Genomic DNA, 13,445 nt, shown 5'->3' with positions numbered 1-13,445 from the left:
GATGAGCAAGACCCAATCCAGCGACGGCGCCATGGTCGAGTACGTCACCGCGATGATCGGCGGCCAGCTGTTCGGCCTGCCGATCTCCCGCGTCCAGGACGTGTTCATGCCCGAGCGCGTCACCCGCGTGCCGCTGGCCTCGCGCGAGATCGCGGGCGTCTTGAACCTGCGCGGCCGCATCGTCACCGTGGTCGACATGCGCTCGCGCCTCGGCCTGCCCAAGGACGAGGACGGCAAGACGGCGATGGCGGTCGGCGTCGACCTGCGCGGCGAATCCTACGGCCTCTTGATCGACCAGATCGGCGAGGTGCTGCGCCTGCCCGAGGACGGCAAGGAAGAAAACCCCGTCAACCTCGACCCCCGCATGGCCAAGCTCGCCGGCGGCGTCCACCGCCTCGACGGCCAGCTCATGGTCGTCCTCGACGTCGACCGCGTCCTCGAACTCGAAACCAAGACGCAAATGGCTGCCTGAGCCAACGAAACATCGAAGCCGGAGAACCGAAATGAAGACGTGTTTGGTGGTCGATGATTCCAGCGTGGTACGCAAGATCGCGCGCCGGATCCTGGAAGGTCTGGAGTTCGAGGTCACCGAGGCCGAGGACGGCTCGAAGGCGCTCGAGATCTGCCAGCGGCAGCTGCCCGATGCGGTGCTGCTCGACTGGAACATGCCGGTCATGGACGGCTTCGAGTTCATGGGCCACATGCGCCGCCTGCCCGGCGGCGACCAGCCCAAGGTGGTGTTCTGCACCACCGAGAACAACGTGGCTCATATCGCTCAGGCGCTCAGCGGCGGCGCCAACGAGTACATCATGAAGCCCTTCGACAAGGACATCATCGCCGACAAGTTCGCTGAAGTTGGTTTGATCCCGGTCGGACAGACCATGGTCTGAGTGTGTCTGGCCCAAAGTGCTTGGGCCAGAATGTTCCAGTACAGTTTTCGAGAGGCCATCTGTGACCCCGACCGAGTACGAGTATCTGCGTAAGTTCCTGAAGGATAATTCCGGTCTCGACCTGTCCGCAGACAAGCAATATCTGATCGAAAGCCGCCTGCTGCCGCTGGCCCGCAAGGCCGGACTCTCCGGCATCGCCGAGCTCGTGCAGAAGCTGCAAGGCGGCTCGCGCCAGCTGATCACCGACGTGGTCGAAGCCATGACCACCAACGAGACGTTCTTCTTCCGCGACAAGATTCCGTTCGATCATTTCCGCGACCACATCATGCCGGAGATCATCAAGGCGCGCGCGGCTAAGCGCAGCGTGCGCATCTGGTGTGCCGCCGGCTCGACCGGGCAGGAGCCCTATTCGCTGGCGATGTGCCTGAAGGAGATGGGCGCGGCCCTCACCGGCTGGCGTGTCGAGATCATCGCGACCGACCTGTCGCAAGAGGTGCTGGAGAAGGCCAAGGCCGGCGTCTACAGCCAGTTCGAGGTGCAGCGCGGCCTGCCGATCCAGATGCTGGTGAAATATTTCAAGCAGACCGGCGAGACCTGGCAGATCAATCCCGAATTGCGGGCGATGATCCAGCACCGCCAGCTCAACCTGCTGCACGATTTCGCCCAGCTCGGCACCTTCGACGTCATCTTCTGCCGCAACGTGCTGATCTATTTCGATCAGGACACCAAGATCAACATCTTCAACCGCCTGGCGCGCCAGATCGAGCCCGACGGCTTCCTGGTGCTCGGCGCCGCCGAAACCGTGGTTGGGCTGACCGACACGTTCCGGCCGCTTCCGGAGCGGCGCGGCCTCTACAAGCCGAACGATCCGCGCGCGGCAGCGGCCAAGCCGGCTCTCGCCGGTGCGGCGCCGCGCATGGCGGCGGTGGCGGGACGATAATCATGGCCGAGGATGGCAAGGGCGCTGAGCGCGTGACCTTCAGCCGCGGTTATGATGTCTGCATCATGGCCATCGACGGCACCTGGCGGCGCGACTGCAAGCTCAACGCGATCTCCGACACCGACGCCGTTCTCACGGTGGAGGGCTCGATCCAGGGCTTGAACCTGAAAGAGTTCTTCCTGCTGCTGTCGTCCACGGGTCTCGCCTATCGTCGCTGCGAGCTGGTCCGCGTCAACGGCGCCGAAATGGACATCCAGTTCCTGCGCGGCAAGAACCGGAAGAAGCGTGGTGCGGCCGGCGGCCACGACGCCGCGGCCTGATCCCGCCCGCAGCCGTCGCTGCGCTTTCCGACACTTTGCTTCACATTTGCTGAAGAGTTCCGAGACAATTGCTCGCGGCAGCTTTACGCGGCCTAAGCGCGAGCCGTGTATCCATTGACCCTCTCAATGTCAGGATACGGTAATGCCCAGAAGTTCTCTTTCCCCGATCCCGTCAAACCTGCCCGACGGCGCCGAGCGGCGTGCGCTTCAGCTCCTCGTGGTCGACGACGACGCCACGCAGCGCCGCCTGATCACGGTCGCCGCCAAGCAGGCCGGCCACGAGGTCACCGTGGCGCCATCCGTGGCGGACGCGATCGAGAAGCTTCGCGCCGCGCGCTTCGACTGCGTGACGCTCGATCTCGTACTGGAGGATGGCGACGGCGTCGACGTGCTGCGCGAGATGGCGATCGCGAAGTTTGCAGGCTCCGTGATCGTCATCAGCGGCATGGACGGCAAGCGCCGCAGTGCCGCCCGCAGCTTCGCCCGTTCCGTCGGGATCGAGCTCCAGAGCCTGCCGAAGCCGCTGGATCTCGCGGCGCTGCGCATCAGCCTCGCCAATCTCGGCAAGACCGCGATGGGCCTGCCGGCGATTCACACCTGGGGTGGTGTCGCCACCGACGCGATCGTGGAACGGCACCGCGCCTAGCTTGCGGAGCTGCCATGCGCTCAGACGCGGCGGTCCGCCGCGTTGCCGGATTCCGATAGACATTGTAGGGCGTGGCCGAGGCCCGCCCGGCAGGCATTGAGGGCCGCGCTCGCGCTGGCGTAGCGGGGCGTGACGTCGTCGAGCACGACGACATCTGCGGAACCTTCCGGATCGCTGCCGTGTTCTTGGTCCATGGCTGCGGCGATCCGGCGCATGCTGGTCTCGATCTGTGCGATCAGCAAGCGAAGGTCCGCCGCAATCAGCTCACGGCTCGCGACTTCGGGCGTTGCGACGGGAGGCGGCGTGTCGGCCAAATTTAGCATGGATATTCTCCGTCCAGTGCAATTAGGCGCGATGCCGCTACTTGTGCGTTAAGTCCATGTCCCGTACAAATACGGTGGGCCGAATCCGCGCCGAGCGCCATAACGATTGGCGCGGACGCGAGTCCTTCATGCCAACCGGATGTGGCACATGGCCGAACAAAGCTCTCGCGGTGAAATCTTCGTGGTCGACGACGACCCTGCCGTTCGCGACACCTTGTCGATGGTGTTGAAGGCGGCGGGCTATGAGGTGATTTGTTTTGCCGACGGTGCAGCGCTGCTCTCGGTCGCGCGAAACCGCACACCGGCTGCAATCCTGCTCGACGTGCATATTCCCGGAAAGTCGGGTCTCGACATCCTGAAGGAGTTACACGGCGAGGACTATCCGGCGCCGATCTTCATGATCTCCGGGCAGGGCGACATCGCGATGGCGGTGGGCGCGATCAAGAGCGGCGCGCTCGACTTCATCGAGAAGCCGTTCCGCGGCAGCGAGATCGTCGGCCGCCTCGACGAGGCGATCGGCGCCTATGCACGCAGGCAGGCGGAGAACGCGTCGCCGAAATTCGGCTCGCTGCACTTCCCCGGCCGCGAGCCGCTGACGCGCAGGGAGCGCGAAGTGCTCGAGCAGTTCGCCTCCGGTGCCTCCAACAAGGAGGCCGGCCGCACGCTCGGCATCAGCCCGCGCACCATCGAGGACCACCGCGCCAACATCATGAAGAAGCTCGGCGCGCGCAATGCCGCCGACCTGATCCGCATCGTGATGACCGCGGCCCAGCGCGCGTCGTAACATGGTCTCGTGCCCCGGACGCGGTGCATCATGAAATGATGCGCCGCTGAGCCGGGGCCCATCTCTCCGCACCGACGGTTTCGTAGCCCGGATGGAGCGCAAGCGTAATCCGGGATTTGCGCGCCGCACGACTGTTCCCGGATTGCGCTGCGCTCCATCCGGGCTACGTGCCTTCACCCGCTCAGCGCCTTGCGGATGATCCGTGCCAGATCCGATTTGCGATAGGGCTTGGCCAGCAACATCACGCCGGAATCCAGCCGGCCGTGATGGATGATCGCGTTCTCGGTATAGCCTGACGTGTAGACCACCTTGAGATCCGGGCGCGTCTTCATCAGCTCGTCCGCGAGCTGCCGTCCGTTCATCTTGCCGGGCATGATGACGTCGGTGAACAGGAGATCGAACGGCTTGCCGGCGGCGACGATCGCGAGCGCATCGGCGGCGTTCGCGGCCTGCAAGGTGACGTAACCCAGCGAATGCAGCTGCGCCAGCACGTAGTCCCGCACCAGCCGGTCGTCCTCGACCACCAGGATCGTCTCCTGTCCGCCCTCGATCGTCGCCGGCGTCACGCCCTCGCCGACCGCCGTCGGCGTCTTGCCCGGCGGCAGGTACATCTTGATCGTGGTGCCGTGGCCTTCCTCGCTGTAGATCTTGATGTGACCTGCGGACTGCTTGATGAAGCCGTAGACCATCGAAAGCCCGAGCCCGGTGCCCTTGCCCGGTCCCTTCGAGGTGAAGAAGGGGTCGAACACTCTCGCCAGCATGTTCGCAGGGATGCCGGTGCCGGTGTCGCTCACGGCGATCAGCACGTAGTGCCCCGGCGGCACGTCGTTGGCGCTGGCATAGACCTCGTCGAGATAGGCTGCACCCGTTTCCAGGATCAGCTTGCCGCCGCCGGGCATGGCGTCGCGGGCATTGAGTGCGAGGTTGAGGATCGCGGTGGTGAGCTGGTTGGGATCGACGATCGCGACGCAATTCTCGTCCTCGAATACCGATTCGATCTGGATCTGCTCGCCGAGCGTCGGGCGCAGCAATTTCGCGGTGTCCACGATCAGCGAGTTGATGTCGATCTCGCGCGGCTGGAGCGGCTGCTTGCGCGCGAAGGCGAGCAGGTGCTGGGTCAGGTCGGCGCCGCGCGCTGCGGCCTCGTCGATCATCTTCGTGATCGCCGCGAGCTGCGGCTCCTTGGCGACCGCCTCCGCGAGAATCTCGATCGTGCCGGTGATGACGGTGAGAATGTTGTTGAAGTCATGCGCCACGCCGCCGGTGAGCTGGCCGACCGCCTCCATCTTCTCGGCGTGACGGATGCGCTCCTCGGCGGCGATCTTGTCGGTGAGGTCGCGGTAGAAGACGTTGAACAGCAGGCCCTCGCGCCGCTTCAGGGCGGTGACGCTCAGCTCGGCCTTGAATTCCTTGCCGTCACGGCGGCGGCACATCAGCTCGCGGCGGCGGTTCAGCATCCGGCCGTCCTCGTTGGCCAGAAATTGCTTCAGCCCCGCCCTGACCCTCTCGCGTTCGCCCTCGGCCACGATGAGGTCGATCGTGCTCTTGCCGAGCACCTCGTTGCGGCGCCAGCCGAACAGCTGCTCGGCCTGCGAGTTCCAGTTCAGGATGCTTCCGGTCTCGTCGGTCTGCACGAAGGCATCGAGCGAGGTCTCGACGATGTTGCGGGCGAGCCGCTCGCTCTCGCGCAGCGATTCCTGCGCGAGCCGCGCTTCGGTCATGTCGCGCCCGACAAAGAAGAAGCGATGCGCCTGCTCGGACCAGCTGCCGAGCCAGGACAGCCAGACCTCGTGTCCGTTCTTGTGGAGGCAGCGCGTGTCGGCGAGCTTGACGGGCTCGCCGCGGCGCATTGCGCGCATCTCGGCACGGGACTGCTCCAGATGACCGGGATGAATGAAGTCGGCGCCGCTGCGGCCGATCATCTCGTCCGGCCGATAGCCGAGAATGGTCTCGCTGCTCGGGCTGATCTGCGCGACATGGGCCCGCGCGTCCATGATCATGATCAGGTCCTGCGACGTCTCGAAAATCTGCCGCCGCTCCTCGAGCTGGTGCTGCAGCGCCCGCTCGGCGCGCCGCGCCTCGGTCAGGCTGCGCGCGCTTCCGGACGCGCCGATGATCTCGCCCGACGGTCCCTTGATCGGCGACAGGCCGAGCGAAATCTCGACCGGCGTGCCGTCCTTGCGCAGGCGGATCGTCTCGAAACGTTCGATCGGCTCGCCCCGCGCGATCCGCCGCAGATAGTCCTTGCCGTGCTCGCGGCGGTCGGGCGGGACAATGATCGACGTGGACTTGCCGATCGCCTCCTCCGCCGTATAGCCGTAAAGCCGTTCGGCGGCCGGATTCCAGCCCGTGATGACGGCATCGAGCGTCTGCATGACGATCGCATCGTCGGACGATTCCACCGCGGCACTGAACAGGCTCTCGCGCGCCGCGTGATGGCTTCGTGCGGCCTCGGTGCGGCGATGCTCCTCGATCTCCCGTTCGAGCGCGGCTGTTTTCGCGCGCATCTCCTCCACCATCCGCGCAAAGGCCCGTGCCAGCACGCCGGTCTCGCCGCTGGCATCGACGGGGATATCCGCGGGACGTCCGCTGCCGATGGCCTGCACCGCCTCCGTCAGCCGTCCGATCGGGCGGGTCAACGAGCGCGCCAGCAGCACAGCGAGCGCAGCCGCGGCGAGAACGGCCAGCACGCCGACGAGCAGGGACGTTTTTTGAATGGCGGCCGGCACGCGGCCGAAGACGGACGGGGGAACGGTCACGACGATGGCGACCCATTCCTTGCTCGCAAGCGATATCGGCGCGAATGCCGCGCCGCTCGTCCGGCCCGACTCATCGGTCGTGACCCGCGTGGCCACGTCCGACGTGCCGGCCAGCGCTGAGAAGAACGGAAAGTCCTTGCGCCAATCGGTCGGATGGCCCCGCGATGACCCGAACTCCTGCGTCCGGTTGGGATGGACGAGATAGTCGCCGCGCGCGTCCACGACGTAGATCTCTCCTCCCGACGTAGCGTTGGAGCGAACCCGGTCGAGTGCCGGGCGCATGTCGATATTGGCGACGATGATGCCGAACGGCTTGTCGTCGGCTGTGAACAGCGGCATCGCGACCCGCAGAGTCGGCGCGTGAGGCGCCGTCGTGCCTCCCTGCCGGGTCGCGAGCTCGATGGGAGACACGTAAATCTCGCCGGGCCCGAGCCGTAGGGCTTCCTGAAAATAGGTTCGGTCGCTCTTGCGCTCCAGTTCGCCGTCCGGGGCGATCCTGACTGCTCCGTTCGGTCCGGAGCGATCGACCCGGACCAGTTCGCGCTGGTCGTTGTCGACGCCGATGATCCTGAACTGCCCGTAGATGGGCTTGGCATCGATCTCGGCCGCGAGCCGTGCCGCGATACGCTCGCGCCAGGTTTGCTCCGAGACCCCGTCCGCAGGATCGATCCCGCCGCCGGTATGAGCGCGGATCAGGCCATTGATCGCCGCTGCGGCGCGATAGCCGACCAGATCGCCGCGCACGCCGGCAACGTAGGATTCGAGGTTGGTCGCGAGCAGGCGCGATTGCGCTTCGACCCGCTCCAGCACCCGCGGAATGACGGCCTGTGTGGTGTTGCGATAGCCGAGCCATCCGACTGCGGCCACGGTAACCGCCACCAGCAGGATCATCGCGATGGCCAGCCGCGTGGCCAGCGTCGTTGCTGCTCTCATGGGGAGTTTGGCCGGACCCGCCTTATCGCTGCGCCATTTCTGGCTTGCAGCGGAGGAGGTGTCCTTGTCATCGGCGGCCGGAGCGGACATCGGGCCCCTCCGGCTCGTGGGCCTTCAGGCAATCTGCGACCACGGCGAGCAATGCACCGGGCCGGAACGGCTTTTGCAGGCTGGCCACCGCGCCGAGCTTGGTCGCCATGTTCAGGAAGTCCGGCTCCGCATAGGCGTCCGGCGTGGTCGAACGGCCGGAGATGACGACGATCGGAACGGCCGGGGCGAGCGCCCGAATGTGACGCATCATCTCCAGTCCGTCCATGCCGGGCATGAAGATGTCGAGAAACAGCAGGTCGAACCGGCTGGCCTCGAACAGCGCCAGCCCCTTGCGGCCATCCCCGGCAACCGTCACCTGATGACCAGCCCGTTCCAGCAGCAGCCGGATGGTGATCTGGACGGCCGGATCGTCATCCACGATCAGGGTGTTGGCCACGTCTGAAATCCTCCGGAGTCGATGGGGTTAGTCCCACCAACCCGCAAATCAAGCCAATGAACTCGAAATTGTTGCGCGGATTCTCGTCTGCCGGCAAGCACTTCGGCCGGAGCTGCGGATTTATTGCGCTGCACCGCCAGGTATGCACGGCTGAGTGCATAGCAGGGGTTCGCCATCCGCCAGCCCAGCGCCTTGCAGGGGATGGATTGCCCGTGAGAAGAGCAGGACCAACCCTCCGGACGGACAAGGAATGAGATGACCAACAAGAAGAAAACGCCCGACCAGCTCCGCAGCGCGCGCTGGTTCGCGCCCGACGATCTGCGCTCGTTCGGCCATCGCTCCCGCGCCATGCAGATGGGCTACGCGCCGGAGGAGTGGAAGGACCGCCCGATCATCGCGATCCTCAACACCTGGTCGGACGCCCAGCCCTGCCACATGCACTTCAAGTCGCGCGTCGAGGACGTCAAGCGCGGCATCCTGATGGCGGGCGGCCTGCCGCTGGAGCTGCCGGCGCTGTCGCTGTCGGAATCGCTGCTCAAGCCGACGACCATGCTCTATCGCAACCTGCTGGCGATGGACGCCGAGGAACTCTTGCGCAGCCATCCCGTCGACGGCGTGGTGCTGATGGGCGGCTGCGACAAGACCACGCCGGCGCTGCTGCTGGGCGCCACCTCGATGAACATTCCGGCGATCTATCTGCCGGCAGGCCCGATGCTGCGCGGCAATTGGAAGGGCAAAACGCTCGGCTCCGGCTCCGACGGCTGGAAATATTGGGACGAGCGCCGCGCCGGCAAAATCTCCGACAAGGACTGGCTCGACATCGAGGCCGGCATCGCCCGCAGCTACGGCACCTGCATGACCATGGGTACCGCCTCGACCATGACCGCGATTGCGGAAGCGATCGGCATGACGCTGCCCGGCGCTTCCTCGATTCCTGCCGCGGACGCAAACCACATCCGCATGGCCAGTGAATGCGGCCGCCGCATCGTTGAGATGGTGTGGGAGGATCTGACGCCGAAGGTGATCCAGACCCGCAAGGCGTTCGAGAATGCCATTGCGGTTGCGATGGCCATGGGCTGCTCCACCAACGCCATCATCCATCTGATCGCGCAGGCCCGCCGCGCCGGCCAGGATATCGGCCTCGACGATTTCGAGAAGACCAGCCGCAAGGTGCCCGTCATCGCCAACGTCCGCCCGAGCGGCGATATGCACCTGATGGAGGACTTCTTCTATGCCGGCGGCCTGCCGGCGCTGATGAGCCAGATCAAGCCGCATCTGCATCTCGACTGCATCACCGTCACCGGCAAGACGCTGGGCGAGAACATCGAGGGCGCCGAGGTCTACAATACCGACGTGATCCGCGGCATCGACAATCCCATCTACCAGGAAGGCGCGCTCGCCGTGCTCAAGGGCAATCTCGCGCCCGACGGCTGCGTCATCAAGCCCTCCGCCTGCGCGCCGCGCTTCCTCAAGCACACCGGCCCCGCGCTGGTGTTCGACGACTATCCCTCGATGAAGAAGGCGGTCGACGATCCCGATCTCGACGTCACCGAGGACCACATCCTTATCCTGCGCAATGCGGGGCCGCAGGGCGGGCCGGGCATGCCGGAATGGGGCATGCTGCCGATCCCGACCAAGCTCGTGAAGCAGGGCGTGCGCGACATGGTGCGCATCTCGGATGCGCGCATGAGCGGCACCAGCTACGGCGCCTGCATCCTGCACGTCTCGCCGGAATCCTATATTGGTGGCCCGCTGGCGCTGGTGCGGAACGGAGATAGCATCACGCTCGATGTCGCCGCGCGCACCATCAATCTCGACGTCCCCGAAGCCGAGCTCGCAAGACGACGCGCCGCCTGGCAGCAGCCCGAGCGCCGCTTCGAGCGCGGCTATGGCTGGATGTTCACCAAGCACATCAAGCAGGCCAATGACGGCTGCGATTTCGATTTCCTCGAGACCGGTTTCGGCGCGCCGATCGGCGAGCCGTCGATTTATTAGGTCCCCCACCGTCGTTCCGGGGCGCGAAGCGAACCCGGAACCTCGAGATTCCGGGTTCACTCGTTGATGCGAGTGCCCCGGAATGACAAAGATGAAAGAGTCCCCATGACCAAACTCACCGAAGCCACCCGCAACAAGCTCAAATCCGTCTCCACCGCCACCGTCGCCACCGCCTTGTTCAAGCGCGGCCTACGCATCCAGATGATCCAGGATGTGCGCCCCTTGAGCCCGGACCAGCCGACCATGGTCGGCGAAGCCTTCACGCTGCGCTACATGCCGGCCCGCGAGGATCTCAACACCATCGACGTGTTCAAGGACCGCTCCCATCCGCAGCGCAAGGCGGTCGAGGATTGCCCGCCCGGCGCCGTGCTGGTGATGGACAGCCGCAAGGATGCGCGCGCGGCCTCGGCCGGCGCCATCCTGGTGACGCGCCTGATGAAGCGCGGCGTCGCCGGCGTCGTCACCGACGGCGGCTTTCGCGACTCCGCGGAGATCGCCAGGCTCGGCTTTCCCGCCTACCACCATCGCCCCTCGGCGCCGACCAATCTGACGCTGCATCAGGCGATCGAGATCAACGTGCCGATCGGCTGCGGCGATGCGCCGGTGTTTCCCGGCGACGTCATCCTCGGCGACGCCGACGGCGTCATCGTGTTCCTACTAATCTGGCTGTCGCTGTTCGCGCGCGCTCTCGGCAATTCATGCGGCTCCTCAACACCATCGCGCTCCTGCCTCTGCTGGCTTTGCTGACTGCGCCGCCTCTCTGCGCGCAGGCCAGGTTTGGTCCATCGGGAGAGGAGGGCGAGCCGTTTCGCCGGCAGGACTGGCGCGTGCCCGCGCCGGATACCAATCTTGCCGCGCATGCCGTGCTGTTTCGTCCCTCCGGCCCTGGTCCGTTCCGGCTCGCGGTGATCGCGCACGCCTCGACGCAGAACACGTTGCGTCGGGCGCAAATGCCGCAGCCGGAATACCGCCCGCTGGCCGCTTTTCTCGTCGCGCGCGGCTTTGCGGTTCTGGTGGCGGAGCGGCCCGGCCATGGTGCGACCGGCGGCCGCTACCTCGAGGATCAGGGTGGCTGCGACGAAGCCGACTACGCGCGCTCGGCCCGCGCAACGGCCGACGCAATCTGGCTGGCGCTGGTCCATCTGCAAGCGCAGGACTTCATCCGCAAGGATGGCGCGATCGTGATCGGCCATTCCGCCGGCGGATGGGGTGCGCTGGCGCTCGCCAATGCCGATCCGAAGGTGATCTCCGCCATCACACTATTTGCTCCGGGACGCGGCGGCCACGCCAATGATGAGCCCAACCGAATCTGCGCGCCTCACACCCTGCTCGCCGCGGCAGCGGAATTCGGCAAGTCCGCGCGCATTCCAGTCACATGGCTCGTTGCGAGCAATGACAGCTATTTCGCGCCTGCATTCTCGCAGAAACTCGTCGATGCGTTTCGCGCTACTGGCGGCAAGGTCGAGTTTCGCCCGCTGCCGGCCGTCGGCAGCGAAGGCCATTGGATGATCGAAACCGAAGCCGGCGTCAAAGCCGCCAGCAGTGAGCTCGCGCGCGCGCTGAACCCGAGCCGGCCTGTGGCGACCAAGAAGCCATGGGATCACCGCTAGTGCCCAAATGGCCCGACGATGACGTGATCCTGTTCGACGGCATCTGCATCTTCTGCTCGCGCTGGGTCCGCTTCGTCGCCAGGCGCGACACGGCGAGGCAGTTTCGGTTCACGCCGATCCAGTCGGATTATGGCGCCCGACTCGCGCGCACGTTCGGCATCGACCCCGATGATCCCGACACCAATGCGGTTGTCCACGGCGGCGAGGTGTTCATGAAGTCCGACGCCGCGCTGACGGTGCTGTCGCAGCTGCCCGGCTGGGGCTGGGTGCGCGGGCTGTTCGCCGTACCGAAGCCGCTGCGGGATGCGCTCTACAGCCTCGTCGCACGCAACCGCTATCGCATCTTTGGAAAGTACGACGCCTGCTTCGTGCCGGATGCCGATTTGCGAGCACGGGTGATCGAGTGATTCGTCGTTGCGAGCGCAGCGAAGCAATCCAGACTGTCACCGCGGAGATATCCTGGATTGCTTCGCTGCGCTCGCAATGACGAGTTTTGAAGCTAGGGCTTACCCAGAGCCGCCAGCACTTCACCCGCCGCCCGGTCGCCGCTGTCTCGCGCGCCGTGTGCGGTCGTGAAGAACTCTGGCGACGTTGCCTCTCCCGCGAAAAACAAACGCCCGTCCACCGGCGCGGCCAGCACCTCGCGGTCCCCGGCATGGCCGGGCAGCGCGTGCGAATAGGAGCCCCGCGCAAAGGGATCGCGGGCCCAGCGCGACTCGCAGAGTGGCTTCAACTTGCGTCTGATATCGCTGCCGAGAAAACCCGCGATCTCGTTGATAGCTTGCGCGGCGATGGCGCCGTCGCCGGCGTCTTCCAGTTCGCGGGCAAAGCTGCCGCCGAAAAAGCCCTCGATGCAGGGCTGGCCGAATGGGCGGATGTGGTAGGTGCCCATCCCTGTGCGCATGGTGGCGCCGCGTAAGTTGCCCTCTTTCGGAAAGGTCTCGGCGTCATCGAGCGCCAGCGTCACCTTGTCGTCAACGCCGAGCGGCAGGCCGGCCGCTGCATTCACCTTTGCGGGGAGCGGCGGCGAGAAGCGGATGGCTTCGTCGGCAATGAGATTGGTCGGCACGGTGACGATCACCTTGTCCGCTGTCAGCGTGCCCCGCGACGTCTCGATGCGGACGCGCTTGTCGGAATGATCGATCAGGGCGACGTTGCAGTTCAGCGCCACCGGGCAGGGCGCACCATAGGCCGCAATCAGCGCGCCATAGCCGCGGCGGACGCGCCAATTGAGGTTGGTGTCCTCATAAGCGTCCCAGTCCAGCGTCGACATATCTTTCAGCTCGCAGCCGTTGATATAGGTCGAGATCGCGTCGATCATCGGATTCCAGCGATTGCCGGGCTCCAAATGCGAGATCGCGGGTTCGTCCCTGCCCGTTTGCGCGGCTTCCCACAGGCGCTGGTAAAAGGCGTCCATCGCGCGCATGAAATCGTCGCGCTCGTTTTCCGGAAACGCATTGCCATAGGCGCGCTCGCGCCAGGGCGGCAGGTCCTTGTTGAGCTCGAAGCCGAGTTTTCGCGCGATCGGCACGAAGGAGTTCTTGTCGGCCGAATGCAGCCAGCCGCAGCCGACATCGAAGGTCACCTCAGGCGAGGCTTGCACCGTCCAGGCCCGGCCGCCGAGCCGGTCGCGCGCCTCCAGCACGATGACGGAGAGGCCGGAGCCCGCCAGCGCATGGGCGGCGCCGAGGCCGGCGGCGCCCGCGCCGATGATCGCGACGTCGACGGAGGAGGGGAGGGACATGAGCGAATGGTGAG

Annotated in this window: 13 protein-coding genes and 1 pseudogene; 10 read left to right on the top strand and 4 right to left on the bottom strand. The window is 65.7% G+C overall.

Annotation, left to right across the window (positions count from 1 at the left end; translation table 11 throughout):
* The first annotated feature begins 1 nt into the window (after position 1).
* The 5 genes from N2604_RS00430 (at position 2) to N2604_RS00410 (ending at position 2,796) form a co-directional block, all read left to right on the top strand.
* On the top strand, positions 2 to 472 hold the full coding sequence (locus N2604_RS00430; protein ID WP_260373327.1) for a chemotaxis protein CheW: 471 nt from the start codon (positions 2 to 4) through the stop codon (positions 470 to 472).
* Between the two features lie 31 nt (positions 473 to 503).
* Entirely contained in the window at positions 504 to 890 is a 387-nt protein-coding gene (locus N2604_RS00425; protein ID WP_128919913.1) for a response regulator, read from the top strand.
* 61 nt (positions 891 to 951) lie between these two features.
* A complete protein-coding gene (locus N2604_RS00420) occupies positions 952 to 1,830 on the top strand; it encodes a protein-glutamate O-methyltransferase CheR (protein WP_260373326.1) in 879 nt (292 codons plus the stop codon).
* Between the two features lie 2 nt (positions 1,831 to 1,832).
* Positions 1,833 to 2,150: a hypothetical protein gene (locus N2604_RS00415; RefSeq protein WP_036015908.1), complete on the top strand. Its 318-nt coding sequence runs from the start codon at positions 1,833 to 1,835 to the stop codon at positions 2,148 to 2,150.
* Positions 2,151 to 2,292: 142 nt separating this feature from the next.
* Complete coding sequence (locus N2604_RS00410; RefSeq protein ID WP_260373325.1) at positions 2,293 to 2,796, top strand: response regulator; 504 nt, start codon at positions 2,293 to 2,295, stop codon at positions 2,794 to 2,796.
* Positions 2,797 to 2,816: 20 nt separating this feature from the next.
* Here the strand turns inward: N2604_RS00410 and N2604_RS00405 are convergent, their stop codons facing one another.
* Positions 2,817 to 3,119 carry a hypothetical protein gene (locus tag N2604_RS00405; RefSeq protein WP_260373324.1) on the bottom strand — a complete coding sequence of 101 codons (303 nt, stop codon included), beginning with the start codon at positions 3,117 to 3,119 and terminating at the stop codon, positions 2,817 to 2,819.
* A gap of 148 nt (positions 3,120 to 3,267) precedes the next feature.
* Between N2604_RS00405 and N2604_RS00400 the strand changes: the two genes are divergently transcribed.
* Positions 3,268 to 3,903 carry a response regulator transcription factor gene (locus tag N2604_RS00400; protein WP_091897867.1) on the top strand — a complete coding sequence of 212 codons (636 nt, stop codon included), beginning with the start codon at positions 3,268 to 3,270 and terminating at the stop codon, positions 3,901 to 3,903.
* 173 nt (positions 3,904 to 4,076) lie between these two features.
* On the opposite strand, the gene N2604_RS00395 is transcribed toward N2604_RS00400, so the two are convergent.
* Both N2604_RS00395 and N2604_RS00390 read right to left on the bottom strand, forming a co-directional pair.
* Positions 4,077 to 7,685 (bottom strand): PAS domain S-box protein, encoded by a 3,609-nt coding sequence (locus N2604_RS00395; RefSeq protein ID WP_260373323.1) that lies wholly within the window; start codon positions 7,683 to 7,685, stop codon positions 4,077 to 4,079.
* Entirely contained in the window at positions 7,663 to 8,082 is a 420-nt protein-coding gene (locus N2604_RS00390) for a response regulator (protein WP_260373322.1), read from the bottom strand. Before N2604_RS00390 ends, N2604_RS00395 begins: the two co-directional genes overlap by 23 nt.
* A gap of 255 nt (positions 8,083 to 8,337) precedes the next feature.
* Here N2604_RS00390 and araD point away from each other — a divergent pair, with 255 nt between their 5' ends.
* From araD to N2604_RS00370, 4 genes and pseudogenes are all read left to right on the top strand, one after another.
* Positions 8,338 to 10,077, top strand: coding sequence for an L-arabinonate dehydratase (gene araD / locus N2604_RS00385; protein WP_260373321.1), 1,740 nt, complete (start codon positions 8,338 to 8,340; stop codon positions 10,075 to 10,077).
* Between the two features lie 105 nt (positions 10,078 to 10,182).
* Positions 10,183 to 10,728 (top strand): annotated as a pseudogene (locus N2604_RS00380) (ribonuclease activity regulator RraA); the annotation flags it as partial.
* A 47-nt stretch (positions 10,729 to 10,775) separates the two neighbouring features.
* Complete coding sequence (locus N2604_RS00375; protein ID WP_260373320.1) at positions 10,776 to 11,687, top strand: S9 family peptidase; 912 nt, start codon at positions 10,776 to 10,778, stop codon at positions 11,685 to 11,687.
* The gene (locus tag N2604_RS00370; RefSeq protein ID WP_260376399.1) at positions 11,687 to 12,094 is read left to right on the top strand and encodes a thiol-disulfide oxidoreductase DCC family protein; all 408 of its coding nucleotides are present in this window, start codon (positions 11,687 to 11,689) and stop codon (positions 12,092 to 12,094) included. Before N2604_RS00375 ends, N2604_RS00370 begins: the two co-directional genes overlap by 1 nt.
* A gap of 92 nt (positions 12,095 to 12,186) precedes the next feature.
* On the opposite strand, the gene N2604_RS00365 is transcribed toward N2604_RS00370, so the two are convergent.
* Positions 12,187 to 13,431 (bottom strand): NAD(P)/FAD-dependent oxidoreductase, encoded by a 1,245-nt coding sequence (locus N2604_RS00365; protein ID WP_260373319.1) that lies wholly within the window; start codon positions 13,429 to 13,431, stop codon positions 12,187 to 12,189.
* Positions 13,432 to 13,445 lie beyond the last annotated feature (14 nt).

This window comes from Bradyrhizobium sp. CB1015 (assembly GCF_025200925.1).
GTDB lineage: Bacteria > Pseudomonadota > Alphaproteobacteria > Rhizobiales > Xanthobacteraceae > Bradyrhizobium.
The sequence above is the reverse complement of the archived record's forward strand: the minus strand, read 5'-3'. Positions and strand labels throughout refer to the sequence as shown.